The organism is Dokdonella koreensis DS-123 (genome assembly GCF_001632775.1).
GTDB classification, from domain to species: Bacteria; Pseudomonadota; Gammaproteobacteria; order Xanthomonadales; family Rhodanobacteraceae; genus Dokdonella; species Dokdonella koreensis.
Genome location: NZ_CP015249.1, coordinates 2385990 through 2410066 on the forward strand (window position 1 = coordinate 2385990; position 24077 = coordinate 2410066).

Annotated in this window: 22 protein-coding genes; 6 read left to right on the top strand and 16 right to left on the bottom strand. The window is 71.6% G+C overall.

The window, feature by feature from the left end; translation table 11 throughout:
• Nucleotides 1-19 precede the first annotated feature (19 nt).
• Nucleotides 20-556 (top strand): peptide deformylase, encoded by a 537-nt coding sequence (gene def / locus I596_RS09715; protein WP_067647060.1) that lies wholly within the window; start codon nucleotides 20-22, stop codon nucleotides 554-556.
• A gap of 4 nt (nucleotides 557-560) precedes the next feature.
• Here the strand turns inward: def and I596_RS09720 are convergent, their stop codons facing one another.
• Nucleotides 561-974: a DUF6491 family protein gene (locus I596_RS09720; RefSeq protein ID WP_067647063.1), complete on the bottom strand. Its 414-nt coding sequence runs from the start codon at nucleotides 972-974 to the stop codon at nucleotides 561-563.
• Between the two features lie 204 nt (nucleotides 975-1178).
• On the opposite strand from I596_RS09720, the gene I596_RS09725 reads away from it, so the two are divergent.
• Nucleotides 1179-4451 carry a S41 family peptidase gene (locus tag I596_RS09725; protein WP_083965493.1) on the top strand — a complete coding sequence of 1091 codons (3273 nt, stop codon included), beginning with the start codon at nucleotides 1179-1181 and terminating at the stop codon, nucleotides 4449-4451.
• 183 nt (nucleotides 4452-4634) lie between these two features.
• Here the strand turns inward: I596_RS09725 and folP are convergent, their stop codons facing one another.
• The 3 genes from folP to rlmE all read right to left on the bottom strand — a co-directional run bounded on the left by folP (nucleotide 4635) and on the right by rlmE (nucleotide 8294).
• Nucleotides 4635-5531, bottom strand: coding sequence for a dihydropteroate synthase (gene folP / locus I596_RS09730; RefSeq protein ID WP_067647065.1), 897 nt, complete (start codon nucleotides 5529-5531; stop codon nucleotides 4635-4637).
• Between the two features lie 111 nt (nucleotides 5532-5642).
• Nucleotides 5643-7571 (bottom strand): ATP-dependent zinc metalloprotease FtsH, encoded by a 1929-nt coding sequence (gene ftsH / locus I596_RS09735; protein WP_067647067.1) that lies wholly within the window; start codon nucleotides 7569-7571, stop codon nucleotides 5643-5645.
• Between the two features lie 105 nt (nucleotides 7572-7676).
• Complete coding sequence (rlmE, locus tag I596_RS09740; RefSeq protein WP_067647070.1) at nucleotides 7677-8294, bottom strand: 23S rRNA (uridine(2552)-2'-O)-methyltransferase RlmE; 618 nt, start codon at nucleotides 8292-8294, stop codon at nucleotides 7677-7679.
• An 87-nt stretch (nucleotides 8295-8381) separates the two neighbouring features.
• On the opposite strand from rlmE, the gene yhbY reads away from it, so the two are divergent.
• Nucleotides 8382-8675 carry a ribosome assembly RNA-binding protein YhbY gene (gene yhbY / locus I596_RS09745; protein ID WP_067647071.1) on the top strand — a complete coding sequence of 98 codons (294 nt, stop codon included), beginning with the start codon at nucleotides 8382-8384 and terminating at the stop codon, nucleotides 8673-8675.
• Between the two features lie 25 nt (nucleotides 8676-8700).
• Nucleotides 8701-9075 (top strand): Mth938-like domain-containing protein, encoded by a 375-nt coding sequence (locus I596_RS09750; RefSeq protein ID WP_067647080.1) that lies wholly within the window; start codon nucleotides 8701-8703, stop codon nucleotides 9073-9075.
• Between the two features lie 147 nt (nucleotides 9076-9222).
• On the opposite strand, the gene I596_RS09755 is transcribed toward I596_RS09750, so the two are convergent.
• Genes I596_RS09755 through surE form a run of 5 tightly spaced genes read right to left on the bottom strand, consistent with a single transcriptional unit; the run spans nucleotide 9223 to nucleotide 13110 of the window.
• Nucleotides 9223-10104, bottom strand: a complete 882-nt coding sequence (locus tag I596_RS09755; RefSeq protein WP_067647083.1) for a sigma-70 family RNA polymerase sigma factor — start codon at nucleotides 10102-10104, stop codon at nucleotides 9223-9225.
• A gap of 9 nt (nucleotides 10105-10113) precedes the next feature.
• The gene (locus I596_RS09760; RefSeq protein WP_067647086.1) at nucleotides 10114-11025 is read right to left on the bottom strand and encodes a peptidoglycan DD-metalloendopeptidase family protein; all 912 of its coding nucleotides are present in this window, start codon (nucleotides 11023-11025) and stop codon (nucleotides 10114-10116) included.
• Nucleotides 11026-11043: 18 nt separating this feature from the next.
• Nucleotides 11044-11649, bottom strand: a complete 606-nt coding sequence (locus I596_RS09765; protein ID WP_067647089.1) for a YqaA family protein — start codon at nucleotides 11647-11649, stop codon at nucleotides 11044-11046.
• Nucleotides 11646-12278 (bottom strand): protein-L-isoaspartate(D-aspartate) O-methyltransferase, encoded by a 633-nt coding sequence (locus I596_RS09770; RefSeq protein WP_067651712.1) that lies wholly within the window; start codon nucleotides 12276-12278, stop codon nucleotides 11646-11648. Before I596_RS09770 ends, I596_RS09765 begins: the two co-directional genes overlap by 4 nt.
• Before the next feature lie 55 nt (nucleotides 12279-12333).
• Nucleotides 12334-13110, bottom strand: coding sequence for a 5'/3'-nucleotidase SurE (gene surE / locus I596_RS09775; RefSeq protein ID WP_067647092.1), 777 nt, complete (start codon nucleotides 13108-13110; stop codon nucleotides 12334-12336).
• Between the two features lie 264 nt (nucleotides 13111-13374).
• On the opposite strand from surE, the gene I596_RS09780 reads away from it, so the two are divergent.
• Both I596_RS09780 and I596_RS09785 read left to right on the top strand, forming a co-directional pair.
• Nucleotides 13375-13920, top strand: coding sequence for a Smr/MutS family protein (locus I596_RS09780; RefSeq protein ID WP_067647095.1), 546 nt, complete (start codon nucleotides 13375-13377; stop codon nucleotides 13918-13920).
• An 8-nt stretch (nucleotides 13921-13928) separates the two neighbouring features.
• Complete coding sequence (locus tag I596_RS09785) at nucleotides 13929-15629, top strand: hypothetical protein (protein ID WP_067647098.1); 1701 nt, start codon at nucleotides 13929-13931, stop codon at nucleotides 15627-15629.
• 16 nt (nucleotides 15630-15645) lie between these two features.
• Here I596_RS09785 and I596_RS09790 read toward each other — a convergent pair whose 3' ends face one another.
• From I596_RS09790 to I596_RS09820, 7 genes are all read right to left on the bottom strand, one after another.
• Complete coding sequence (locus I596_RS09790) at nucleotides 15646-17343, bottom strand: BatD family protein (RefSeq protein WP_190278889.1); 1698 nt, start codon at nucleotides 17341-17343, stop codon at nucleotides 15646-15648.
• Nucleotides 17340-19244 (bottom strand): VWA domain-containing protein, encoded by a 1905-nt coding sequence (locus I596_RS09795; RefSeq protein ID WP_067647104.1) that lies wholly within the window; start codon nucleotides 19242-19244, stop codon nucleotides 17340-17342. Before I596_RS09795 ends, I596_RS09790 begins: the two co-directional genes overlap by 4 nt.
• Entirely contained in the window at nucleotides 19241-20245 is a 1005-nt protein-coding gene (locus I596_RS09800) for a vWA domain-containing protein (RefSeq protein WP_067647107.1), read from the bottom strand. The genes I596_RS09795 and I596_RS09800 overlap by 4 nt, the downstream gene beginning before the upstream one ends.
• Nucleotides 20238-20708, bottom strand: a complete 471-nt coding sequence (locus I596_RS09805) for a DUF4381 domain-containing protein (RefSeq protein WP_067647110.1) — start codon at nucleotides 20706-20708, stop codon at nucleotides 20238-20240. Before I596_RS09805 ends, I596_RS09800 begins: the two co-directional genes overlap by 8 nt.
• The gene (locus I596_RS09810; RefSeq protein WP_067647113.1) at nucleotides 20705-21622 is read right to left on the bottom strand and encodes a DUF58 domain-containing protein; all 918 of its coding nucleotides are present in this window, start codon (nucleotides 21620-21622) and stop codon (nucleotides 20705-20707) included. Before I596_RS09810 ends, I596_RS09805 begins: the two co-directional genes overlap by 4 nt.
• Before the next feature lie 128 nt (nucleotides 21623-21750).
• Entirely contained in the window at nucleotides 21751-22737 is a 987-nt protein-coding gene (locus tag I596_RS09815; RefSeq protein WP_067647116.1) for an AAA family ATPase, read from the bottom strand.
• A 102-nt stretch (nucleotides 22738-22839) separates the two neighbouring features.
• Nucleotides 22840-23994 (bottom strand): EAL domain-containing protein, encoded by a 1155-nt coding sequence (locus I596_RS09820; RefSeq protein ID WP_067647119.1) that lies wholly within the window; start codon nucleotides 23992-23994, stop codon nucleotides 22840-22842.
• Nucleotides 23995-24077: the final 83 nt, after the last annotated feature.

Genomic DNA, 24077 nt, shown 5'->3' on the forward strand with positions numbered 1-24077 from the left:
CGGCGAAGCGCGGCCCGGCATGATCCATCCGATCCTCAAGATGGGCGATCCGCGGCTGCTGCGTATCGCCCAGCCGGTGCCCGAAGCCTTGTTCGGCGGCGGACTCGACACGCTGATCGCCGACCTCTTCGACACCATGCATGCGGCCGGCGGCGTCGGCTTGGCGGCGCCGCAGATCGGTGTCGACCTGCAGTTGGTGATCTTCGGCTTCGAGCGGTCCGAGCGCTATCCGGATGCGCCGGCGGTGCCGCGGACGATCCTCGCCAATCCCGTCATCACCCCGCTTTCGCCCGAGACCGAGGAAGGCTGGGAGGGCTGCCTGTCGGTGCCGGGGCTGCGCGGCGCGGTGGACCGCTACCGCGCCATCCGTTACACCGGCCGCGACCCGCAGGGCGATCCGATCGAGCGCATCGCCGAAGGCTTCCACGCCCGCGTGGTCCAGCACGAATGCGACCACCTGATCGGCCGGCTCTATCCGTCGCGGATCAGCGACTGGACCAAGTTCGGCTATACCGAGGTGCTGTTCCCGGGGCTCGACCCGGGCGCCGACGACTGACCGCTCAGCCGCCGCGCGCGCCGGCCATCTCGTCCTTGCGCAGGCGCTTGTAGTCGATCGGCCGGATCTCCTCGATCCGGCAGCGCTCGCCGGACGCGAGGACCGAATCGAAACGGCGGTTGACCGTATTGGCCGAGGACGTCACGCCGATCGCCTTGGCCCATTCCAGTTCGCGGCACGGCGGATCGACGGTCAGCAGGTACGCTTCGCTGACCCGGGTCCAGACCACCACCTGGTAGCGCCCGACGCGCTCCCACTGGTCGAGCTTGAAGAACTGGAACGAGTCGACGGGCGGGCCGGCATAGGCCAGGTACTTGTCGAGGTTGCGCTGGAGGATTTCGTCGCTCTGCGCCTGGGCGCCGCCGGACAGGGCGGCCATGAGGAAAACGGATGACGCGAACAGCGTGCGGGAGAACATGGCGGTTTTCCGTTGAGGGGCGAGCCTTCGCGGCCGGCTGCAAGGCCACATCGGCCATTGTCTCAGACTGGCGGGAGCGCGGTTTCGTTGCAGCGCAGCGAGCGCACGGTCACGCCCCGTTGCCGGCCCGGGCATGGCTTTCGGCCCACTGCCACCCGGCGGGCTGCGACTACAATCGCCGGCTCGTTCGTCCTGGAGCCACCGATGCGCCGTCTTGCCGTCCCGATCGTTCTCGCCCTCGCCGCCGCGCCCACCGTCCAGGCGGTCCCTCCCGGCACCACGGGGCTGCTGCGCTTCCCGGACATCTGCGGCGAGACGGTGGCCTTCGTCCATGCCGGCGACATCTACACGGCCGCCGCGACCGGCGGGACCGCCCTGCGCCTGACCTCGCACGAGGGACGCGAGCTGTATCCGAAGTTCTCGCCGGACTGCCGCTGGATCGCGTTCTCGGCCGAGTACGACGGCACGCGGCAGGTCTACGTGATCCCGACCGCCGGCGGCGCGCCGCGGCAGCTGACCTGGTACAACGACGTCGGCGCGCAGCCCCCGCGCGGCGGCACCGACTACCGCGTGCTCGACTGGACGCCTGACGGCGCCAACATCCTCGTCCGCGCCAACCGCGTACCCACCGACGACCGCGGTGGGCGGCCGTACCTGGTGCCGTTCGCGGGCGGCATGGAACGCCCGCTGGCGGTGCCGGAAACCGGCGGCGGCATGCTGTCACCGGACGGCAACCACTTCGTCTACACGCCGATCGACCGCGAGTTCCGCAGCTGGAAGCGCTATCGCGGCGGCCGCGCGCAGGACGTGTGGACCTATGACCTGGTCAACAACACCTCCCAGCGCCTGACCGACGACCCGGCCAGCGACAACCAGCCGATGTGGATCGGCGACACGATCTACTTCACCTCCGACCGCAACTACACGGTCAACCTGTTCCAGATGCCGGCCGGCGGCGGCGAGCCGCGGCAGCTGACCCACTTCACCGACTTCGACGTGCTCTGGCCGAGCGCCGGCCGCGACGCGATCGTGTTCGAGAAGGGCGGCGGCCTCTGGCATTTCGACCCGGCCAGCGGCCAGGCGCGCGAGATCCCGATCCGCGTGGCCGGCGACTTCCCGCAGACCGTGCCGGCCTGGAAGAACGTCGCCGGCCAGGTCGACTCCTACGACCTGACCGCGGACGGCGGCACGCTGCTGTTCGCGGCCCGTGGCGAGGTGTTCCGGGTCAGCGGCAAGAACCGCGACGTGACCAACCTCTCGCAGACGCCCGACGCGCGCGAGATCGGCGTCACGCTGGCGCCGGACGGCCGCAGCTTCGCCTACCTGTCCGACGCCACCGGCGAGTACGAGCTGTACCTGCAGCCGACCGACGGCGGCGCACCCAAGCAGCTGACGCGCGACGGTGGCATCTGGCGCTTCGCGCCGCTGTTCTCGCCGGACGGCAGGCACATCGCCTATGCCGACAAGCAGCAGCGGCTGCGCATCGTCGACGTCGCCAGCGGCAAGACCACCGACGTGGACACCAGCCGCAACGACGACATCACCGAGTACACCTGGTCGCCCGACGGCCGCTGGCTCGCCTACACGCTGGAAGCGGACAACAACCTGACGCGGATCTGGCTCTACTCGCTCAAGGACGGCACGCGCCATCCGGCGACCTCGGCCGCGTCCAGCGCCAACAGCCCCGCGTTCGACCCGCAGGGCCGCCGGCTCTACTTCCTGTCCAACCGCGACTACAACCTCACCTTCAGCGCCTACGAGCAGAACTATCTCTACACCAATGCCACGCGCATCTACGCGGTGAGCCTGGCCGCCGACGGCCCGGCGCTGTATCGCGACGACGCAAAGGCGGCCGCGGCCCCGTCGCCCAAGGACGAAAAGAAGAAGGACGGCGCCAAGACGCCGCCGGCCGTGCGCATCGATGTGGACGGCCTGATCGGCCGCGAGCAGGCGCTGAAGGCGCCGGCCGGCAACTACCGCGGCCTGTCGGCCACGTCCGAGGCGGTGTTCTACATCGCCGCCGGCAGTGACCGCGGCGGCAGCGCGATCGATCTGCGCATGCTGCCGCTGGAGGCCGACAAGGACAGCACGGTAGTGCGCGGCGCCGGAAACTACCGCCTGAGCGGCGACGGCAAGCTGCTGCTGGTCCAGCAGCGCGACAAGTTCGCGCTGATCGAGCCCAAGCCGGACCAGGATTTCGCCAAGGGAACGGTGGACCTGGCGCGCATGCAGCTGCTGGTCGATCCGCGGCGCGAGTGGCGGCAGCAGTTCGTCGACGGCTGGCGCATCCTGCGCGACTGGTTCTACGACCCCGGCGTGCACGGCGGCATCGAGCGCTGGAACGCGATCCGCGCCAAGTACGCGCCGCTGGTCGACCACGTCGCCTCGCGGCAGGACCTGGACTACCTGCTGCAGGAGATCGCCGGCGAGGCCAACGCCGGCCATGTCTACGTCCAGCAGGGCGACGAGCCGAAGATCGAGCGGCGCGCCGGCGGCCTGCTCGGCGCCGAGTTCGAGGCCGACGCCTCCGGCTACTTCCGCATCGCCCGTATCTACCCGGGCGAGAACTGGAACCCGTATTCGCGCTCGCCGCTGGCCGAGCCGGGTGTCGCGGTCAAGCCGGGCGAGTTCCTGATCGCGGTCGACGGCGTCGACGCGCGCAGCGTCAAGAACGTCTACCAGCTGCTGCAGAACAAGGGCGAGGTGGACGTGGTGCTGCGGATCAACGGCAAGCCCGCCGCCGCCGGCAGCCGCGAGGTGCGTGTGCGCACGATCACCTCCGAGCTCGGCCTTCGCTATCTGGACTGGGTCGCCTCGCGCCGCGCGCTGGTCGATCGCCTCTCCGGCGGCCGCATCGGCTACATCCACGTGCCCAACACCGCGGTCGAAGGCAACCGCGAGCTGTTCAAGGGCATGCTGGCCTATGCCGACAAGGACGCGCTGATCATCGACGACCGCTACAACGGCGGCGGCTTCATCCCCGACCGCATGATCGAGCTGGTCGCGCGCCAGCCGCTGAACTACTGGAAGCGGCGCGGGCTCGACCCGCAGGCGACGCCGCTGCTGTCGCACACCGGCCCGAAGGCGATGCTGACCAACGGCCTGTCCAGCTCCGGCGGCGATGCCTTCCCGTACTACTTCAAGAAGCTCGGCCTCGGCAAGGTCATCGGCACGCGCACCTGGGGCGGCCTGATCGGCATCTCCGGCAATCCGTCGCTGGCCGACGGCGGCTCGATCCTGGCGGCGACGTTCCGCTTCCTCGGCACGGATGGCCGCTGGGCGGTCGAGAACGAGGGCGTCAGCCCGGACATCGAGGTCATCGACCGGCCGGAGGCAATCGCCGCCGGCCGCGACCCGAGCATCGAGAAGGCGGTGGAGGTGCTGCTGGCCGAGCTCGAGCGCCAGCCGGCGCAGCGGGTGACGGCACCGCCGCCACCGACCGATTTCGGCGAGCCGCAGGCCTCAGCCAAGCGCTAGCTGGTCCGACCGGGCGTGCCGGCAACGGCGCGCCCGGTCCTGCCCGAACGTCGCCGTCGCCGCGGCAGGCACCTGCGAGGCGACACAACGGCGAGTGCAGGGCGCATGGCCGCGGCCGATCCTGGATTACCGCGGCGCCGATCGCCGCGCGACGGCGCCGCGCGCAGCCGCTGAGCCGTCGGCTCAGTCCTCGTCCCAGGGCGTGCGCGGCGTACCCGCCGCGGCGCGGGCCGCGGACGGCTTCTCGCCGGCCGCCACGCCCTGCCAGACCGCCAGCGCATCGCGCGTGATCGCCACGTCGTGCACGCGCACGATCGCCGCGCCGCGCTGCACGGCGATCAATGCCGCCGCCGCGGAGCCGGCAGCGCGCGCTTCGACCTCGGCATGGCCGGTCAGCGTGCCGATCATCGCCTTGCGCGAAAGCCCGGCGAAGACCGGCCCGAGTTCGGCGAAGCGGCGCAGCTCGCGCAGCAGCGCAAGATTGTGTTCGAGGTTCTTGCCGAAGCCGAAGCCCGGATCGACGAGGATCTTCTTCTTGTCGATGCCGGCCATCTGGCAGGCGAACAGCCGCTCGGCCAGGAACCGGTGGACCTCGGCGACGACATCGGCGTACTCGGGCGCCGCCTGCATCGTGCGCGGCTCGCCCTGCATGTGCATCAGGCACACCGGCACGCCGAGCGCGGCGACGGCCTCCAGCGCACCGTCCAGGCGCAGCGCGTAGACGTCGTTGACCAGCCCGGCACCGGCGGCGACCGCCGCGCGCATCACCTCGGGCTTGGAGGTATCGATCGAGATCGGCACCGCCGATTGCCGCGCCAGCGCCTCGATCACCGGCACCACGCGCGCGATCTCGGCGGCGGCGTCGACCGGCTCGGCTCCCGGACGCGTCGATTCGCCGCCGACGTCGATCAGGTCGGCCCCTTCGGCCGCCAGGCGCAGGCCCTGCTCGACCGCTCGCCCCACGTCCGGCCAGCGGCCACCGTCGGAGAACGAATCAGGCGTCACGTTGAGGATGCCCGCGATGCGCGGGCGATCGAGGACCAGCGGGCGGCCGTTGCAGTCGAGCGAGATGGCGAACATCGTGACTCCCCCGGAAAAGACGCGGGCCGCACAAGGCGGCCCGTCGGATGGCAGGTCCGTCGGCCGCGCGGCCGCGGCCGCGAAGGCCACGCCGCACGGCGAGGACGTTGGTCAGTCGGCGGCCGCGCGCGGCTGCACGGCCGGCCCGCCGATCGGGCTCTCGCCGCCGCGGCTGCCGCCCTCGCCGCCCGCCTTCTTCGGCGGGCCGCTCCAGTCCTTCGGCGGCTTGGGCGTGCGGCCCTGCATGATGTCCTCGACCTGTTCGCGGTCGATCGTCTCGTAGGTCAGCAGCGCGTCGGCCATCGCGTGCAGGACGTCCATCTTCTCTGTCAGGATGTCCTTCGCACGCGCGTACTCGCGGCCCAGGATGCTGCGCACGACCTCGTCGATCTTGCGTGCGGTCGCGTCCGAGACGTTCTTGTGCTGGGTCACCGAGCGGCCGAGGAACACCTCGTCCTCCTGCTCGCCGTAGGCGATCGGACCCATCTCGTCCGACAGGCCCCACTTGGTGACCATGTTGCGCGCCATCTGCGTGGCGCGCTCGATGTCGTTGGAGGCGCCGGTGGTGACGCGGTCCTCGCCGAAGATCAGCTCCTCGGCGACGCGGCCGCCGTAGAGGCTCGCCAACCGGCTGGCCAGCTCGGTCTTGCTGTAGCTGTGGCGGTCCTGCTCGGGCAGGTACATCGTGACGCCGAGCGCGCGGCCGCGCGGGATGATCGTGACCTTGTGCACCGGATCGTGCAGCGGCACCGACAGGCCGACGATCGCATGGCCGGCCTCGTGGTAGGCGGTCAGCTTCTTCTCGTCCTCGCTCATGATCATCGAGCGCCGCTCGGCACCCATCATGATCTTGTCCTTGGCGCGCTCGAAATGCAGCATCGTCACCTCGCGCGCGTTCTCGCGCGCGGCGAACAGCGCCGCCTCGTTGACGAGGTTGGCCAGGTCCGCGCCGGAGAAGCCCGGCGTGCCGCGCGCGATGACGATCGGCTCGACGTCGGCGGCGACCGGCACCTTGCGCATGTGCACCTTGAGGATGTGCTCGCGGCCCTTGATGTCCGGCAGCGGCACGACGACCTGGCGGTCGAAGCGGCCCGGGCGCAGCAGCGCCGGGTCGAGCACGTCGGGGCGGTTGGTGGCGGCGATGACGATCACGCCCTCGCTGCCCTCGAAGCCGTCCATCTCGACCAGCAGCTGGTTGAGGGTCTGCTCGCGCTCGTCGTGCCCGCCGCCGAGGCCGGCACCGCGATGACGGCCGACCGCGTCGATCTCGTCGATGAAGATGATGCACGGCGCGTGCTTCTTGGCCTGCTCGAACATGTCGCGCACGCGCGCCGCGCCCACGCCGACGAACATCTCGACGAAATCCGAGCCGGAGATCGAGAAGAACGGCACCTTGGCCTCGCCGGCGATCGCCTTCGCCAGCAGCGTCTTGCCGGTGCCGGGCGAGCCGACCATCAGCACGCCGCGCGGGATCTTGCCGCCGAGCTTGGTGAACTTGGAGGGGTCGCGCAGGAAGTCGACCAGTTCGGAGACCTCCTCCTTGGCCTCGTCGCAGCCGGCGACATCGGCGAAGGTGATCTTGATCTGGTCCTCGCCCTGCAGCTTGGCGCGCGACCGGCCGAACGACATCGCGCCGCGCCCGCCGGCGCCGGCCTGCATCTGGCGCATGAAATAGATCAGGATGCCGATGAACAGCAGGATCGGCAGCCACTCGAACAGCATGCGCAGCACCGAGGTGCGGTTGTCGGGCGGCTGCACGATGACCTTGGCGACGTTCTTCTGCAGCTCGTCGATGTTGCTGTCGGTCGGCAGGAAGGTCGTGCGCAGCGTCGAGCCGTTCTTGAGGGTCGCCTCGAGCGAGCGGTTGTCGTTGCCGACGGTGACCTGGTCGACCTGGCCGTTGCGGACCTGCGCCATGAACTCGGTATAGGAGACCGGCTCGCGGCTTTCCGCGCCACGCGGGTTGAAGCTCTGGAAGACGGTGAGCAGGACGACTGCGATCACCACCCAGAGCAACAGATTCTTGGCCATGTCATTCATGCTTGCTGTTCCCGCCTCTTGCCGTTCTGGTGCGCGCCGCTCCGGCCGAACCGTGATATCACCCAAACCACCTTCCGCGGCATCCGGCGCCGCCCTTCCCGCTGCCTAGCGCTTGCCGGTGGCCAGCGCGTAGACCTCGGGACTGCGCGCCCGCGAGGCTTTCGGCTTACGGATGCTGACGCGCTGGTAGGCCGCGCGCAAGCGCCTGACGTAATCGTCGAAACCCGGGCCGTGGAACAACTTGGTCAGATAGGCCCCGCCCGGCCGCAGGTGCTCCGCCGCGAACGCCTCGGCCAGTTCGGCCAGGTGCATCGCCCGGGGCTGGTCCACCGCGGTCATGCCGCTCATGTTGGGGGCCATGTCCGAAAGCACAAGATCGACCGGCGTGCCGTCCAGGGTCTGCTCCAGCGTGGCCAGCACGCTCTCCTCGCGAAAATCGCCCTCGATGAAATCGACCCCCGCGATGCCCTGCATCGGCAGGATGTCCAGTCCGATCACGCGGCCGCGGTCGCCGAGCCGGTCGCGCACCATCTGCGACCATCCGCCCGGCGCGGCACCCAGATCCACGACGGTCATGCCCGGCTGGAGCAGGTCGTCGCGCTCGATCAGTTCCTCGAGCTTGAATACCGCCCGCGAGCGCCAGCCCTCGGCCTGGGCGCGCTTGACGTACGGGTCGGCGAAATGTTCCTTGAGCCAACGATGGCTGGATTTGCTGCGCGCCATGGGAAACAGAGGTTCGACACGGCTTGCATGATACCCTGAAAGGCTTCCCGGCCCCCGTTGCCGCCTTCTCACCATCCGAATCCGTTCATGTCGTTGAACCCGAACCAGAAACGCTACCTGCGCGGGCTCGCGCATCCCCTGCATCCGCTGGTCCAGGTCGGCCAGCGCGGTATCAGCGACGCGCTGCTGGCCGAACTGGACCTGGCCCTGACGCATCACGAGCTGGTCAAGGTCCGCCTGGCGGGCGATCGCGACCAGCGCCAGGACCAGATCGCGGCGATCCTGGCCGCCAGCCGCGCCGAGCTGGTGCAGGCGATCGGCGGCATCATCTGCCTGTACCGCCGCAACCCCGACCAGCCGGCGATCAGCCTGCCCAAGTAGGGCCGGCGTCCGGAACCAACGCCCCGTGCAACTGATCCACGACCGCCCCGAAGGCTACTTCTTCATTCGAGGCTGCACGCCGGAAGCGGTCACCGTGATCGACCGCGAGCTGCGCGCCAGCTTCCTGCTCGCGCCGGACGCCATCGTCGAGGCGTGGCCGGTCCGCGAGGCCGCGGCGATCGGCGCGGACGCCGTCGCCGCACTGCTGGCGCTGCAGCCGGAACTGGTCCTGATCGGTACCGGCGTGCGCCAGGTGTTCCCGCCACGCGAGCACCTGGTGACGCTGATGCGCCGGGGCATCGGCGTGGAGGTCATGGACAATGCCGCGGCGGGGCGCACCTACAACCTGCTGGCCGCCGAAGGCCGGCGTGTCGTGGCCGCCTTCGTCCTGCCCGGATAGCCGATCCGCCCCACCGGCGCGCCGCTGGCGGCGCACTCGCCTTTCGTCCGGTGCCGCCGATTCCGTCCGCCGGTGCCGCGACGGCACACGGAGAAGGCCCCGCCCGATCCGTCTCCCGACCTGGCAGGCCCGTCGCCCGCAGGCTCGCTACTGCATCAGGCGGCGCAGCTTGCGCAGCGCATCCTCCTGGATCTGGCGGACGCGTTCGCGCGTGACGCCGAGGTCGCGGGCGATCTCGGCCAGCGACTGGACCGGCTGCTCCTGCAGGCCGAAGCGCCGCTCGACGACCAGACGCTGGCGCGGATTGAGATGGTCCAGCCACTGCGGCAACTGCAGGCCGGCCGGATCGGCCGCGGCCGGGCTCGCGGCCGCGCGGTCGTCCTCGTCGGCAATTTGCTCGATCAGCGCACGGCTGTCGTCCTCGGAAAGCGGCGCATCGAGCGAGCTGATGCCTTCGCTGATCCGGAACAGGTCGGACAGGTCCGCCGGCGCCTTGCCGGTCGCCTGCGCCAGCTCATCCAGCGTCGGCGAACGGCCCAGATGGGTGGTCAGTTCGCGGTCGGCGCGCAGCGCCTGGGCCAGCCCGCGCAATACGTGCACCGGCAGCCGCACCGTCCGGCCCTGGTGCATGACCGCCTGCTGGACCGCGTGGCGAATCCACCAGACCGCATAGGTCGAGAAGCGCAGCCGCCGCTCCGGGCGGAATCGTTCGACCGCGCGGATCAGGCCGAGATTGCCCTCGGCGATCAGGTCGATCAGCAGCAGGCCGCGCCCGACGTAGGCGCGCGCGACGGTGACGACCAGGCGCAGGTTCGACTCGATCATGCGCCGGCGCGCTTCGACGTCGCCGCGGTGCACGCGCTCGGCCAGCGCCCATTCCTGCTCGGCGTTCAGCAGGGGGATCAGGCCGATCTCGTTGAGGTAGACGCCGGTCGACGAGCGCGCCTCGTCGTCCTGAGGCTCGATCGCGTCGAGCAGCTCGAGGATGTCGTCTTCCGTTGCGGGATCCCGGGACGGTGGTCCTGCCATCACGCAAGCTTAGCGCGAAGGCAGGTATTCGAGCGGGTTGATCGGCTTGCCGTTCCTGCGGATCTCGAAATGCAGGACCGGCCGGCTGCTGGCCAGCTCGGCGATCGGCTGGCCGGCCTTGACCTGTGCGCGCTCCTCCACCAGACGGCGACCGTTGCGGGCATAGGCCGACAGCAGCGACGGGCTGTGCTTGATGATGACCAGCTCGCCGTAGCCGACCAGCCCGTTGCCGCTGTAGACGACTTCGCCGTCGGCGGCGGCGACCACCTGCCCACCCGCCTTGCCGGCGATGTCGACACCCGAGCGCGCCGGATCGCCGGCCACGTAGCCGGCCAGCACGGAACCCGAAAGCGGCCAGCGCCAGGCGACCGCCCCCGCCGGTGCGGAGGCCACCGGGGCCGGGGCCGGAGGCGGCGTCGCGGCGGGCGTGGACGCCGGCGGGGGCGGCGATGCCGGACGCGGTGCCGACGGCGACGACGAAGGGGGCGGCGCAGGCGCGGCGACCACGGCGGGCGCCGGCGCGGCCGGTGACACAGGGGCCGGCTTTGCTGCCGTCGGTGGCGGGACCGGCGGCCGCGACGGTGCCGCCGTCGCCGCCCGCCGGGACGGATCGGTCAGGCGCAGCTGCTCGCCGACGCGGATCGTGTAGGGCGCATCGATGCCGTTCCAGCGCGCCAGGTCACGGTAGTCCAGGCCGTTGCGGAACGCGATGCCGTACAAGGTATCGCCCCGGGCCACCCGGTGGGTGGCACCGTCGGGCACCGGCGCGGTGGCCCGCGCCGGTGCGGCGGCGCTGCGCGGCGCGCGGCCGCTGCGGTCCTCGACCGGCGCCGGGCCGGTGGAGGCACAGCCGGCCAGCAGCGCCAGCACCAGCAGTAGCCCGGCCTGGCAGCACCCTACGCAGCGTTCGCGGAAAAGCATTCCTGCCATGTCAGCCAGTTAGTGCCAGAACTTAAAGTAGATTACCAGCAGGACGATCAAGCCGATGACCCCCCAGCCGATCACCTCGATCCAGCGGTGCAGCGCCTGTTCAGCCCGCTTGCCCCCAAGCCGGATCAGGCCGCACAGCAGATAGACGCGCTTGCCGCGGCCGACCAGCATGCTGGCGAGGAACGGCACGATCGGCACGCCGACGATGCCGGCGGCCCAGGTGAAGATCTTCAGCGGTATCGGCGTGAAGCCGGCCAGCACCAGCAGCCAGAACGCCTGCCACGGCGATTGCGCGACGACCTCGCGCAGGTGCGCCACGTGCGCGTCGATCGCCGGCCCCCAGCCGAGCCACTGGATCACCGGCTGCAGTGCCGCGAACGCGAAGTGGCCGAGCGCATAGCCGACGACGGCACCGGTCAGCGAGCCGATCAGGCTGATCGTCGCATAGCGGAACCAGTGCTTGGGTCGCGCCAGTGTCATCGGCGCCAGCATGACCTCGGGCATCACCGGGAAGATGATCGCCTCGACGAAACTCAGGCCCGCCAGCAGCGACACCGCGCGCGGATGCGCCGCCCAGCGCATCGCGCGTTCGTACAACGGTCCGAACAGCTTCATCCGGTGCCTCCCAGCAGCGGCACGAAGCTCACCGGCCCGAGTGCCTCGCGCAGCCAGCCGTCCTCGCCGGCGCGGATCCGCGTCAGCACCTGGCGTCCCGGCGGCCCGACCGGCGCGACCAGGCACCCTTGCGGCGCGAGCTGCTGCAGCAGGGCGACCTGCAGCTCGGCATCGGCAGCGGTGACGAGGATCGCGTCGAACGGCGCTTCCTCCGGCCAGCCCAGCCGCCCATCGTCGTGCTTGGAGCGGATGTTGGCGATGCCCAGCGCCCTGAAGCGCCGCCGCGCCGAGCGCAGCAGTTCCTCGATGCGCTCGACCGTGTAGACGGTGGCGACCAGGCCGGCCAGCACGGCCGCCTGATAGCCCGACCCGGTACCGATCTCCAGCACGCGTCCGGGCAGGCCGTGCTCGATCAGCGCCTCGGTCATGCGGGCGACCACCCACGGCTGCGAGATGGTCTGGCCGCGGCCGATCGGCAGGGCGGTGTCCTCGTAGGCGCGCGAGGCCAGCGCCTCGTCGATGAACTGGTGGCGCGGAAGATGGCGGATCACGTCGAGCACGCGCCGGTCGCGGATGCCGTCGGCCTGCAGGCGCTCGACCATGCGGTCGCGCGCGCGCTGCGACGTCATGCCCACGCCCTGCGCCTGCGGGTTGCGATGCGAGAACAGGCTCACCGGGGCGGGCTCACGCGGACGCTCCGTTGCGCGTGTGCAGCGACTGCACCCAGCCGCCGACCTTCTCCAGCGCCTGGTAGCGCGTCAGGTCCACGTGGATCGGCGTGATCGACACCTTACCTTCGCGCACCGCATGGAAATCGGTGCCCGGTCCGTCGTCCTCGGCGGCACCGGCCGGCCCGATCCACCAGATCGGCTGGCCGCGCGGGTCGGTCTGCGGCACGCAGGGCGCGGAACGGTGACGCCGGCCCAGGCGCGTGACCGCGAAGCCCTCGATGCTGTCCCACGGCCGGTCCGGCACGTTGACGTTGAGTATCGTGTCGGCCGGCAGCGGATCGCGCAGCAGCTTGTTGATCAGCAGCAGCACCGCGTTGGCGGCGCTGTCGTAGTGGATGCCCTTGTGGTCGACCGTGACCAGCGACACGGCGATCGCCGGCAGGCCCAGGAAGCGCCCTTCCATCGCCGCCGAGACGGTGCCCGAATAGATCACGTCGTCGCCGAGGTTGGCGGCGTTGTTGATGCCCGAGACGACGATGTCGGGTTCTTGCTCGAGCAGGCCCGACAAGGCGAGATGGACGCAGTCGGTCGGCGTGCCGGCCACGCGGTAGCGCCCGTCGCCCAGGTGCGCGACCCGGATCGGCTGATCGAGCGTGAGCGAGTTGCTGGCGCCGGACCGGTCGCGATCGGGAGCCACCACGGTGACCTCGCCCACTTCGCGCAGGCGATGCGCGAGCACGCCGATCCCCGGAGCGTCCACGCCGTCATCGTTGCTGACAAGAACCCGCATCGCACCCCTCGACGAAAACCCGTTGCGCACCGGCACCGTGGCGCTGCAGCCAGCACCTGCCGAGGCATCGGAGGAAAGTGTGGATGATACCGGATTCGTCCCCCGCTCTTAACCCGGCTGCGGTACGACCGGTGCCGTCGCCTCGGCCAGCGGCCGGATCGTCGAGGGCCGGCGCGGTCGCTCGCGGCGATCGCATCCGGCCCGGTGCGGCAGCCGTGGCGTCGCACGCGGGAAAAAAGCGCGTTTTCCGCGTAGGCTGGCACGATGAAGCCGGCACCACCGCCCGACGACGAAGACCGCCAGCTGTTCCGCGACGCGATCGGCCCGGTGCGTCCGCTCGAACGCGGCGGCACCACTGCCCCGCCGCGGCCACGGCCGCCGGCCGAGCCGCTGCAGTTCCTGCGTGACGAAGCGGCGGTCCGCCACGAGTTGCTCGACCATCCGTTCGATCCGGCGGCGATCGAGGTCGGCGAGGAACTGGTCTGGCTGCAGGCGGGTCAGTCGCCGCGCCTGCTGCGGCGCCTGCGGCGCGGCCAGTTCAGTGTCAGTGCCGAGATCGACCTGCACCAGATGACCGTGCCGGTCGCGCGCGAGGCGATCGGCCAGTTCATCGACGCGTGCCGGCGCGAGCGTGCCTTGTGCGTGCGCATCGTCCACGGCAAGGGACTGCGGTCCAAGGCCGACGGCCCGGTGCTGAAGAAGCTGACCGACCAGCTGCTGCGCCGGCGTGCCGACGTGCTCGCGTTCGCTTCGGCGCGCCCCGCACAAGGCGGCACCGGCGCGGTGATCGTCCTGCTCCGGCCGCTCTGACGCTGCGCATGGTGCCCGTCCGCTCGCCGCTCGGCCGCCCGGCGATCGCCTGCCTCGCCGCCGCCGCGGCCTATCTCGTCGCGGGCGCCGCGGCGATGCTCGTTCTGGCACCGCGCACGCCGTACGCGGACCAATGGCGCCTCTACGCCAAGCTGCTCGAGCAGCCGTTCCTCGCGGGCGTGGTGTCGGCCGACAACGGGCACCGCGAAGTGCTGCCGAACCTGGTGCGCTGGATCACGCTGCACGGCCTGGACGGCCAGGCCGCGGCGGCGATCGTGCTCGGACTGGTGCTCGCGCTGGCGGCCGCCGGCATCTGGCTGCGCTCGATCGCCGGTGCCCGGATCGACGCCGGCCGGCGCGCGGCGGCGGCGCTGATCGCGGTGCTCGGCCTGTTCTGGCTCGGCAACGAACGGGCGCTCGCGCACGACCACGAGTCGGTGCGCGTCTACCTGATCGTGCTGTGCCTGTTCGGCGCCCTCGTCCAGGTCGCCAGACCGCAGCCGACGCTGCGGGCGACCGTGGCGGCGACCCTGCTGGCCCTGCTGGCGACGCTGTCGTTCGGCAGCGGGATCGCCAGCTTCGCCGCGCTGGCCGTCGTCCTCGCACTCGGGCGTGCGAGGTCCGCGGCCTGGGTGGTCCTGCTGGCGGGCCTGGCGACGGCGCTGGCGCTTTACCTGGGCGGTGCGACGGCGAGCGTCACCGGAACGCTGGTGATCGATCCTGCCGCACAGGCGATCGTGCTGCTGCGCTGGCTGGCCACGCCATTCGTCTACGTCCTCTGGCCGCTGGTCGACCCGGCGGTCGCCGGGCAACTGCCCGGCGGCGTCACGGCGCGGGCGGCGACCGCGATCGCCGTCGCGTTCACGAACCTGTTCGGACCGGTGCAGACCTCTCCGCTTCCGCAGGCCCTGGTCGGCGCGGCCGGCGGCCTCGCCCTGCTGGCCGCCTCCTGGCGGGCCTGGCGCGCGCCCGCGGACACCGATCCCGCCCGGCGCGTGGCGCTCGGCATCGCCTGGTTCGGGTTGGCCGTCGGCGGTCTGGTCGCGATCTCGCGGACCGGCTACTTCATCCAATTCCCGGACCAGGTGCACGCACCGCGCTACCTGCCCTGGTCGAGCCTGTTCTGGGCCGGCCTGCTGGTCGCCGCCGTGCTGCGCCCCGGTGGCCGGCTGCGCCCGGCCGCCGTCCTGGCCGTGGCGCTGCTGGTGCTGCCCAGCACGTTCTGGATGGTCCTGCTCGCGCGATCGATGCAGGTCCGGGCCGAACAGGTGGCGACCGCGGCCGCCGTCGGCGTGCTGCCGCCGGACCTGGCGCTCGGCGAGACCGTCGCGGACGAGCTGGCCGCGGCGCTGCCGCTGCTGGCCGATCGCGGCATCGCGATGTACGCCTGGCCCGAGGTTCGCTGCCTCGGCAAGCCCGTGCAGGCCGGCGCGGTACGGCCGGTCGCGGTACGGGAACTGCACGTGGAGACGACCGGCAACCGGCTTGGCCAGCCGGGACTCCGTATCACCTACCGCGAAGACGAGGACGGCGCCGCGGGCCGCCGGATGATCCTCGATGCCGGAGGCACCCTGCGCGGCCTGGCGCTGCCGGATCCTGCAGCAGGTCCGGGACGCTGGCACGGCTGGGTCACGGATGCCGGTGCGAATGGCGAAGGCTTCTCGCCGCTGATCGTCCAGGCCATCGGCGAACCGCTGTGCGAGCCGTGACCGCGCGCGCTGCGTTTCAGCGATCCGGGTACAACGCCGGCAAGACCGAAGCCGCTTCGCGCGATCGTGGCCGGTCGCGCCAGCGGAGACCGCCGCGGAACGACCGCTCCAGGCGTGCGCCGAGTCCGTCCGCCGGCGCATCGGCGTAGCGCACACGTTGCAGCGCGAGCAGGGCTTCGCGCTGTTCGTCGTCGGCCAGTTCGGCGATGACCTCGCCCACGTTGCGCAGCTGCGGGCGTTCGACCCGGGCCCAGGCGATCAGGCTGCGCTCGGCACCGGCCAGCTCGCCGAGTGCGGCCGCTCGCAGGAACAGGGTCCGCGCAGTCCCCGCATCGGCAACCGGTGACGTGGCAGGCGCTGCCACCGGCGCCCGGCGCTGCGAGCGCCGCCACCACAGTACCAGCGTCGCCAGCCAGAGGCCGAAGCCGGCGATCGCCACCCATTGCCAGGTGCGGGTCGAAGCGACCACGGCGGGTGCCTCGCCCGATGCCGGCGGCGGCGCCGGGTCGGCGGTTGCGGCGGGAACGGCCGGGCTCGCCACCGGCGGCGGTGCCGCACCGGCCGCGGCCGGCAGCACGTCCACCGTACGCGCCGGCAGTACCGCCGTGGCTTCGCTGCCGGTGGTGGTGTTCCACCAGCGTATCGCGAGCGCCGGCAGCTCCAGCTTGCCCGGACGCGTCGGCACCACGGCGAACTTGCGCACGCGCTCGCCGAACAGCCAGGTGCCGTCGTCGCGCGTGGTCACCTGCGACTTGTCCGGATAGATCTCGGCGCCGTCCAGGACCGGGAACTCCAGCTCCGGCAACTGCTCGTAGCCCAGTCCCTGCGCGCGCAGCCGCACCGTGCGCGTGACCGGATCGCCGACACGCACCTCGGCCGGCAGGTCACTCTCGTCGCTCAGCGTCAGCTCGACCGCGGGCAGCCACGCGCCCGCCCCCCAGGCGGCCGGCCGCGGCCGGACATGCAGATCGACCGCATCCGAACTGGCCGAGACCGCCCGGCCGCGATTGAAGAAACCGGTCGGGTCGCGCGGGTCCAGCGCGCTGCCGCGGAACACCAGGGCCGGGATGCGCAGCGTGCCGCTCGCCTCGGGGATCAGCGCGTAGTGACGCTCGACGACGTGATACCGGCGCTCGCCGATGTTGGCGACATAGCGGCGATCCTGGCCGAGCCGCTGCACGACCAGTCCATCGGCCTTCGGCTCGCCGAGGTTGCCGTCGGTCAGGTCGAAGGCGAAGTAGAGCTTGACCGCATAACGGATCTGCTGCTGGACGTAGGGCGCCAGTGGATCGGCGGTGACCTCGACGAAGATGTCGTCGCCGGGCTTGCCCTGGGCGCCGGACGGCTGCGGCAGCACCGTCAGCGTCAGCGGCTCGGTCTGCGCGCCACCGACCGTGATCGCCGGTACGGTCAGCACGCCCTCCTGCTTGGGTTCGAGCGCGACCGCCCACAGCGTCTTCACGGCAGTCGCGCCGTTGACGATGTTGACCTGGCGGCTGGACTGCGTGCCCAACTGGCGGAAATCGCGATCGAGCGCCGAGAAGTCGGGTTGCCCGCCGCCGCCCTGGCTCTCGACGTTCAAGGTCACGCTTTCGCCGAGCTGCATCGTGTCGCGGTCGAGCCAGGCGCGAACGCCGCCGTCGGCCGCACCGGCCAGCGCGGCGAAGAGCAGCGCCAGCGCCGCGACGATGCCGCGCGCCATTCGAATCATCATGGGCCGTTTCCTCCGCCTTGCTGCCGGCGCTGGTACTCGAGCAGGAACTTGCGCCGCAGCAGGCCGCCGGGATCGTCGGGGATCCTCTCCATCCATTGCTTCATCGCCTGCTGCTGTTCCTGGTCGGCCGCTTCCTGGGCCGACAGCGCAGGGGCTTCGCCGGGCTTCTTCGGCTCGCCGGCTGCCGGTGCCTGGCCGCCCTTGCCCTGCGCCAGCGCCTGGTCGATGGCTTCGGAAAGCGCCTGCTTCTGGCCGGCCCGTTCGGCCTCCGTGGACGCGGGATCGTCGGGCTTGCCGGCGTCGGAGGCCTTGCCGTCGCCGGCATCCTTCGGCGTGCCGGACGAAGCCGGTTCGTCCTGGCCCTGCTGGCCGTCGGCGGCCGGATCCTGTGCCGGCGCGGACTGGCCGCCCTGCCCGCCCTGCGACGGCTCACCGGACTGGCCGGGGTCCTGTCCCTGCCCCTCGGGCTGGGACTCCCCGGTCTCGCCCGGCTGCCCTTCCGGCGGCGGCGAGGACGGCTGTTGCGCCTGCTGCTGCTCGAGCCACTCCTCGATCGCCTGCCGGTTGGCCTTCGCATCGGCCATGTCGGGCGCCTGACCGAGCGCGCGATCGTAGGCGGCGATGGCCTCCTCGTACTTGCCGAGCTTGGCCAGTGCATTGCCCTCGTTGTAGGCCGCTTCGGCGCCTTCGGCCTGCTGCCAGGCCTGCACGGCCGCCTGGTAGTCGCCGGCGCGGAACGCCGCGCTGCCGCGCCAGTCCGGTGAACGGGCCACCTCCAGCGCCGTCTTGGCGTCGCCGGCGCTCAGCGCCGCCGCCGCCTGCTGGTCCTGGCGCCGCCAGAGATCGGCCAGCGAGGCCGCACCGGCGTGCGGCGCCGGCAGCACCACGCACACGGCGAGCGCCATCAGCCAGCCCCGGCGGAAGCCCGCCAGCGCGACCGGCAGCATCAGCAGGAGCAGCCACGGCCCGCGATCGCGAAAGCGCGCGCTCCGGGCGGCATCATCCAGTTCCGTCGCGTTGCCGCGTGTCGCCGGTGCCGAGCCGAGCAAGGCATCCAGGTCGCCGCCGTCGGCGCTCACTGCGACGTAGCGTCCCTTGCCGCCGGCGGCCACCGCCTGCAGGCGATCCTCCTCCAGCTTGGGCACGAGGATCTCGCCGCCGGGGCTCTTGAGGAAGCCGCCGTCGGGCAAGGCCACCGGCGCGCCGGCCGCCGTGCCGACGGCGAGTACCGAGACGTGCAGGCCCTGCGCCGCCGCGGCCGCGGCCGCAGCGGCGGCATCGGCGGACGCGCTGTCGGCGATCACGATGATCTCGCCGCTGCGGGCGCCGGCCTGCCGGATCAGGTCGACCGCGCGCTCGATCGCGCGGCCGGTCGCGTTGCCGGAGACCGGCATGACGGTCGGATCGAGCGCCTGCACCAGGTTGCGCACGGTGTTGACGTCGTCGGTCAGCGGCGCCGCGACGAATGCGTCGCCGGCATAGCCGATCAGCGCCGTCTGCTGGTCGCGGCTGCGGTCGAGGATGTCGCCGATCTTGTGGCGGGCCCGCTCCAGGCGGCTCGGCTTGAGGTCCTGCGCGAGCATCGACGGGGCCAGCTCCAGCACGATGACACGGGCCGACTCGTTGCGGTACAGCGGCATCGGCTCGCGTTCCCAGGCGGGACCGGCCAGCGCCAGGCAGCCGATCGTCCAGGCCGCCGCCGCGACCCAGCGCGAACCGCGCCCGGCCCGGTCGTCGCCGCTTTCGAGCAGATGCGGCAGCAGCTGCGGGTCGACCGCGTGGCGCCAGGCGCCGGCATCGGCGCGGCGCAGGCGCCCGCTCGCCAGCAGCAGCGGCAACGCCAGCAGGGCCAGCAGCCAGAGCGGCCGCAGGAAGTGGAAGTCGGCCAGCGCGGACGTCACGGGCCGGCCTGCAGGCCGCGCAGCCGGAAGCCCGGCAGCACCAGCGCAAAGCCGCCGGCCAGCAGCGAGAGGGCCAGCGGCGGCCAGTACAGCTCCTGGACCGGGCGCAGGCTGTCGGCCTTGTCGGCGGCCGGCTCGAGCTGGTCGATGGCGGCATAGATGCCGGCCAGCTCGCCGCTGTTGCGCGCGCGGAAGTAGCGCCCGCCGGTCTGCTCCGCCATGGCCTGCAGCATCGCCTCGTCCAGGTCCTCGGACGGGTTGACGATGCGGCTGCCGAACAGGCTGTCCACCCGCATTGCCTCGGCGCCGATGCCGATCGTGTAGATGCGCACGTGGTTGGCGCCGGCCAGCTCCGTGGCCTTGCGCGGATCGAGTTCGCCGGCGTTGTTGACGCCGTCGGTCAGGAGCACCAGCACGCGCTGGTTCTCGGGCCGGTCGCGCAGGCGCTTGACTGCCAGGCCCACCGCATCGCCGATCGCCGTCTCGCGCCCGGCCAGCCCGATCGCCGACTCGTGCAGCTGGCGCGCCACGGTCCCGAGATCGAACGTCAGCGGGACCAGCAGATAGGCGCGGCTGCCGAACAGGATCAGGCCGACGCGGTCGCCCTTGCGCCGCTCGACGAAGTCGGCGCCGATCGCCTGGATCACGTTGAAGCGCGGCGTCGGCACCGTCGTGGAACCGAGCTGCATGTCCTCGATGCTCATGCTGCCGGAGGTGTCGACGGCGAGCAACAGGTCACGGCCGGTGCGGGCCACGTCCTCGGGCGGGCCGAGCCATTGCGGCCGCGCAGCGGCGACCACCAGCAGCAGCCAGGCGGCGAGCGCGAGCCAGCGCCGCAAGCGCGGCACCGGCGCCGGTTGCGAGGCGGTGTCGAGCACCAGCCCCGGATGCGGCAGGCGCAGTGCGCTGCCGCTGCCGGTCCGCCCGCGTGGCAGCAGCCAGGCCGCCAGCAGCGGCAGCGGCAGTGCGGCGAGCAGCCAGGGCCAGGCCAGCTCAAACACGGGGATGCTCCGTCGCCAGCGCCCGCTCCAGCCAGCGCCGCGCCAGCTGCAGCAAAGCCGACGGGTCGATGTCGCTGCTGCGCCGGTACGGCGCATCGAGCAGGACCCGGCCGGGGCCGTCGGCGAAGCCGCCTTCGCCGTGGCGGTCGAGGAAGGCCAGCCAGGCCTCGCCGGGAAGCGCGGCAGCCTGGCGGTCGATCAGCAGGCTGGCGCGCCGCAGCAGCAGCGAAACGCCGCCGGCCAGGCGCACCGGGTCGCTCGTATCGGTGGCCAGGCGGTCCAGTTCGGCCAGCACGTCGCCGCGCCAGCGACGCACACGGCGCCGGCCGCGCAACCGCCAGGCGAGCCAGCACGCACCGGCCAGCACCAGCACGGCCAGCACCCACCAGCCGGGCGCCGGCGGCCACCACGCCGGCTCGGGCGGCAGGTGGATGTCGCGCAGGACCGGCGCTTCGGCGTTCATGCGATGCCCGTCACCACGCGCGAGCGAGCCAGCAGCGGTGCCAGCGTCCGCTTCAGGTCCGCGTCGGTATCCAGCTCGAGCACGCGCACGCCGATGCGCAGGCTCTCGGCGCGCACGCGATCGCGCGCGGCCGAGAAATGGCGCGGCCATTCCGCGCGCAGGTGCGCGTCGGAAAAATCCAGCGTCTGCTTCACGCCGCCGCTGCTGAGTGCATAGCGGCCCGGCGGCGGCGGCGCCATCTCGAGCGCGTCGCGCAACAGCACCGCGGCGATGTCGTGACGGGCCGCCAGTTGCGCCAGCGGCGACCAGGCGGCCGGATCGGCGTCGAACCCGTCGCTCAGTACCACCAAGCGCATGCCCGGCCGCAGCAGGCGGCGGATGCGCGGCATCACCGACGACCAGGGCGCCAGCAGGCCCGGATCGGCGGCCGCATCCCAGTCGCGCAGCGCGCGCAGCACGCGCAGCACGCCGCGACGGCCGCCCGCCGGCTTGACCTCGCCGCCGATGCCGCCGCCGAAGCCGATCAGGCCGACGCGATCCCCGCCATCGGCCGCCAGCCATGCGAGCAGGGCCGCGGCACGTCCGGCCTGCACGCTCTTGAAGCGCTTGCGCGTACCGAAGCGCATGCCGGGGTTGAAATCGACCGCCAGCAGCAGGCCCTGCTCGCGCTCTTCCTCGAACACCTTCGTATGCGCGCGGCCGCTGCGCGCGGTCAGGCGCCAATCCATGTGACGGATGTCGTCGCCCGCCTGGTAGATGCGCGATTCGCGGAAATCCACGCCGCGGCCGCGCCAGCGCGAGGCATGGCTGCCGCTGCGCACCGCGGCGGAGCGGCGCGGCTCGGCCAGGCGGCCGCCCTGGGCCAGCACGCGCAGCGCGATGAGTTCGTCGAGATCGGTAGCGGTTGCGGACATGGGCGGTATCAACCGCGAAGGATCGTTCGTTGGCCGAAAGTACCGCTCCCGCTCGGGAACGGATTCCCCCCCTTGTCGCTCCCCCCCGTTTCGCTGCTGCGCATCCTTAAGATTCCGTGGTCCATTCCCTAGGGCAGAGGCACCCGCTCCAGCAGCAGGCCGACGACACGATCGGCCTGGATGCCTTCCGCTTCCGCCTCGTAGCTCAACAGCACGCGATGGCGCAGGACATCCGCAGCAACCGCGTGAACATCCTCGGGCGTCGCGTAGTCACGACCGGCCAGCCAGGCGTGCGCGCGTGCGCAGCGATCCAGGGCGATCGTTCCACGAGGACTGGCACCGAAGGCGATCCAGCGCGGCAGGTCGTCGCCGTAGCGGGAAGGTTCCCGCGTCGCCAACACCAGCTGCAGCAGGTACTCCTCCAACTGCGGCGCGAGATGAATGTCCAATACCTCGCGTCGCGCGGCGAAGATCTGCGCCTGGTTCAACAAACGCACGGGAGGGGCGGAAACGGCCAGCGTCTCGCGTGCCCGGGCCCGCGCCAGCTGGAGGATCGCCGATTCGGCCGCCGCCTGCGGATAGTCGATGCGCACGTGCAGCAGGAACCGGTCGAGCTGGGCCTCGGGCAGCGGATAGGTGCCCTCCTGTTCGATCGGGTTCTGTGTGGCCATGACCAGGAACAGGTCCGGCAGGCCATAGGTGGTCCGCCCGACCGTCACCTGACGCTCGCCCATCGCCTCCAGCAGCGCGGACTGCACCTTCGCCGGCGCGCGGTTGACCTCGTCGGCGAGGATCAGGTTGTGGAAGATCGGGCCCTGCTGGAACTCGAACGTCGCCGACTGCGGCCGGTAGATCTCGGTTCCGGTCAGGTCCGCCGGCAGCAGGTCCGGCGTGAACTGGATGCGGTGGAAATCGCCTTCGATCCGCGACGCGAGCTCCTTGATGGCCGTGGTCTTGGCCAGGCCGGGCGCCCCTTCGACCAGCAGATGGCCGTCGGCCAGCAGGGCGATCAGCAGGCGGTCGACCAGCGCCTCCTGGCCGATGATCCGGGTGACCAGTTCCGCGCGCAGCGCGGCGAATGCGGCCGAAGCCGTAGCAGTGTCGGGCATGTCCATGAGGGGATGTGGAAACGGCCAGTATGATCGCACGCGAACGCGCGGGGCACGGCTGTGGACAGCGCCGCGGCGCATTGGTTCAGCGCCGCGGCGCCAACCCCGTCACGAAGCGATGACGTCCTCGAGCGGCAGCGGATGGCCGACCAGCCAGCCCTGCGCATAGCGGCAGCCCAGCTCGCGCAGCAGCGTGTACTGGGTTTCGGTCTCGACCCCCTCGGCGACGACGTCGCATTGCAGGCTGTGCGCCAGCCCCACCACCGCCCTGACCAGCGCCAGGCCGCGCGGCGAGGACAGCCTGCGGACCAGGCTGCGGTCGAGCTTGATCACGTCGAACCGGAGATCGGCCAGGACGCCCAGATTCGCGTAGCCGGTACCGAAGTCGTCCAAGGCCACGCGCATGCCGGCCCGGTGGCATTCCTCGAGCAACTGGACGATGCGCTGGGTGTCGAACATCAGGCTTTCGGTGATCTCGATGCGCAGGCGGTCCGGCGGCAGGCCGTACTGCTCCAGGCGTGCCAGCCAGCGGCTGACCAGGCCGGTGTCCTCGATCTGGCGCGCCGAGACGTTCAGCGCGATGAACGGCAGCGGCCGGCGCTGGCGGTTGCGCAGCTCGGCCAGCATCGCGCAGACCCGGTCCAGCACGTAGTCGCCGACCGGCAGGATCAGCGAGGTCTCCTCGGCCACGCGGATGAACTCGGCCGGCGAGACCTCGCCTCGCACCGGATGCCGCCAGCGGATCAGCGACTCGTAGCCGGCGGTGGACCCGTCGGCCATGTCCCGCAGCGGCTGCAGCCGCACGTCGAGGTCGCCGCGGTCCAACGCCATGCGCAGGTCGCCTTCCAGGCGGATCTTGTCAAGTCCCGAGTCCATGTCGGTGCCCGCCGCCGCTTCCGAAGCGGGCGATGCACCGCGCGTCAGCGTCGCCAATGCCGAGCGGTAGCGCGCAAGCTGGCTCATCAGCAGCGCCCGGACGACCGGGTCGGCGGCCTGCAGCCGCTCCGAGAACTGGTCGCGGTCGATCGGCAGCAGCACGCAGTCGGTCAGCGCCCGCGCCGAGCTCGATCGGCGCGAGCTGTCGAGCACGGCCATCTCGCCGAGGAGCTCACCCGGCCCGAGCTGGCCGAGCACCTGCGGCTCGCCGTGCTGGACCGTGCTGATCTCGACCTGACCGCTTTCGATCAGGAACGCCTCCGTCGGCGGATCGCCCTCGGCGAAGATCGGACACCCTGCAGCGACGTATTTTCGGTGGCTTCGCATCGAGGCCGGTCCAGGATCGCCGCGACGCGGCGCGCGGCAAGGCTGACATCGCGCGGCGTTTCCGACAAGCGTCCCGCGAAGCG

Coding starts and splice junctions, on each gene's coding strand:
- def (WP_067647060.1), top strand. CDS start 20: ATGATCCATCCGATCCTCAAGATGGGCGATCCGCGGCTGCTGCGTATC.
- I596_RS09720 (WP_067647063.1), bottom strand. CDS start 974: ATGTTCTCCCGCACGCTGTTCGCGTCATCCGTTTTCCTCATGGCCGCC.
- I596_RS09725 (WP_083965493.1), top strand. CDS start 1,179: ATGCGCCGTCTTGCCGTCCCGATCGTTCTCGCCCTCGCCGCCGCGCCC.
- folP (WP_067647065.1), bottom strand. CDS start 5,531: ATGTTCGCCATCTCGCTCGACTGCAACGGCCGCCCGCTGGTCCTCGAT.
- ftsH (WP_067647067.1), bottom strand. CDS start 7,571: ATGAATGACATGGCCAAGAATCTGTTGCTCTGGGTGGTGATCGCAGTC.
- rlmE (WP_067647070.1), bottom strand. CDS start 8,294: ATGGCGCGCAGCAAATCCAGCCATCGTTGGCTCAAGGAACATTTCGCC.
- yhbY (WP_067647071.1), top strand. CDS start 8,382: ATGTCGTTGAACCCGAACCAGAAACGCTACCTGCGCGGGCTCGCGCAT.
- I596_RS09755 (WP_067647083.1), bottom strand. CDS start 10,104: ATGGCAGGACCACCGTCCCGGGATCCCGCAACGGAAGACGACATCCTC.
- I596_RS09760 (WP_067647086.1), bottom strand. CDS start 11,025: ATGCTTTTCCGCGAACGCTGCGTAGGGTGCTGCCAGGCCGGGCTACTG.
- I596_RS09765 (WP_067647089.1), bottom strand. CDS start 11,649: ATGAAGCTGTTCGGACCGTTGTACGAACGCGCGATGCGCTGGGCGGCG.
- I596_RS09770 (WP_067651712.1), bottom strand. CDS start 12,278: ATGACGTCGCAGCGCGCGCGCGACCGCATGGTCGAGCGCCTGCAGGCC.
- surE (WP_067647092.1), bottom strand. CDS start 13,110: ATGCGGGTTCTTGTCAGCAACGATGACGGCGTGGACGCTCCGGGGATC.
- I596_RS09780 (WP_067647095.1), top strand. CDS start 13,375: ATGAAGCCGGCACCACCGCCCGACGACGAAGACCGCCAGCTGTTCCGC.
- I596_RS09785 (WP_067647098.1), top strand. CDS start 13,929: ATGGTGCCCGTCCGCTCGCCGCTCGGCCGCCCGGCGATCGCCTGCCTC.
- I596_RS09790 (WP_190278889.1), bottom strand. CDS start 17,343: ATGATGATTCGAATGGCGCGCGGCATCGTCGCGGCGCTGGCGCTGCTC.
- I596_RS09805 (WP_067647110.1), bottom strand. CDS start 20,708: ATGAACGCCGAAGCGCCGGTCCTGCGCGACATCCACCTGCCGCCCGAG.
- I596_RS09810 (WP_067647113.1), bottom strand. CDS start 21,622: ATGTCCGCAACCGCTACCGATCTCGACGAACTCATCGCGCTGCGCGTG.
- I596_RS09815 (WP_067647116.1), bottom strand. CDS start 22,737: ATGGACATGCCCGACACTGCTACGGCTTCGGCCGCATTCGCCGCGCTG.
- I596_RS09820 (WP_067647119.1), bottom strand. CDS start 23,994: ATGCGAAGCCACCGAAAATACGTCGCTGCAGGGTGTCCGATCTTCGCC.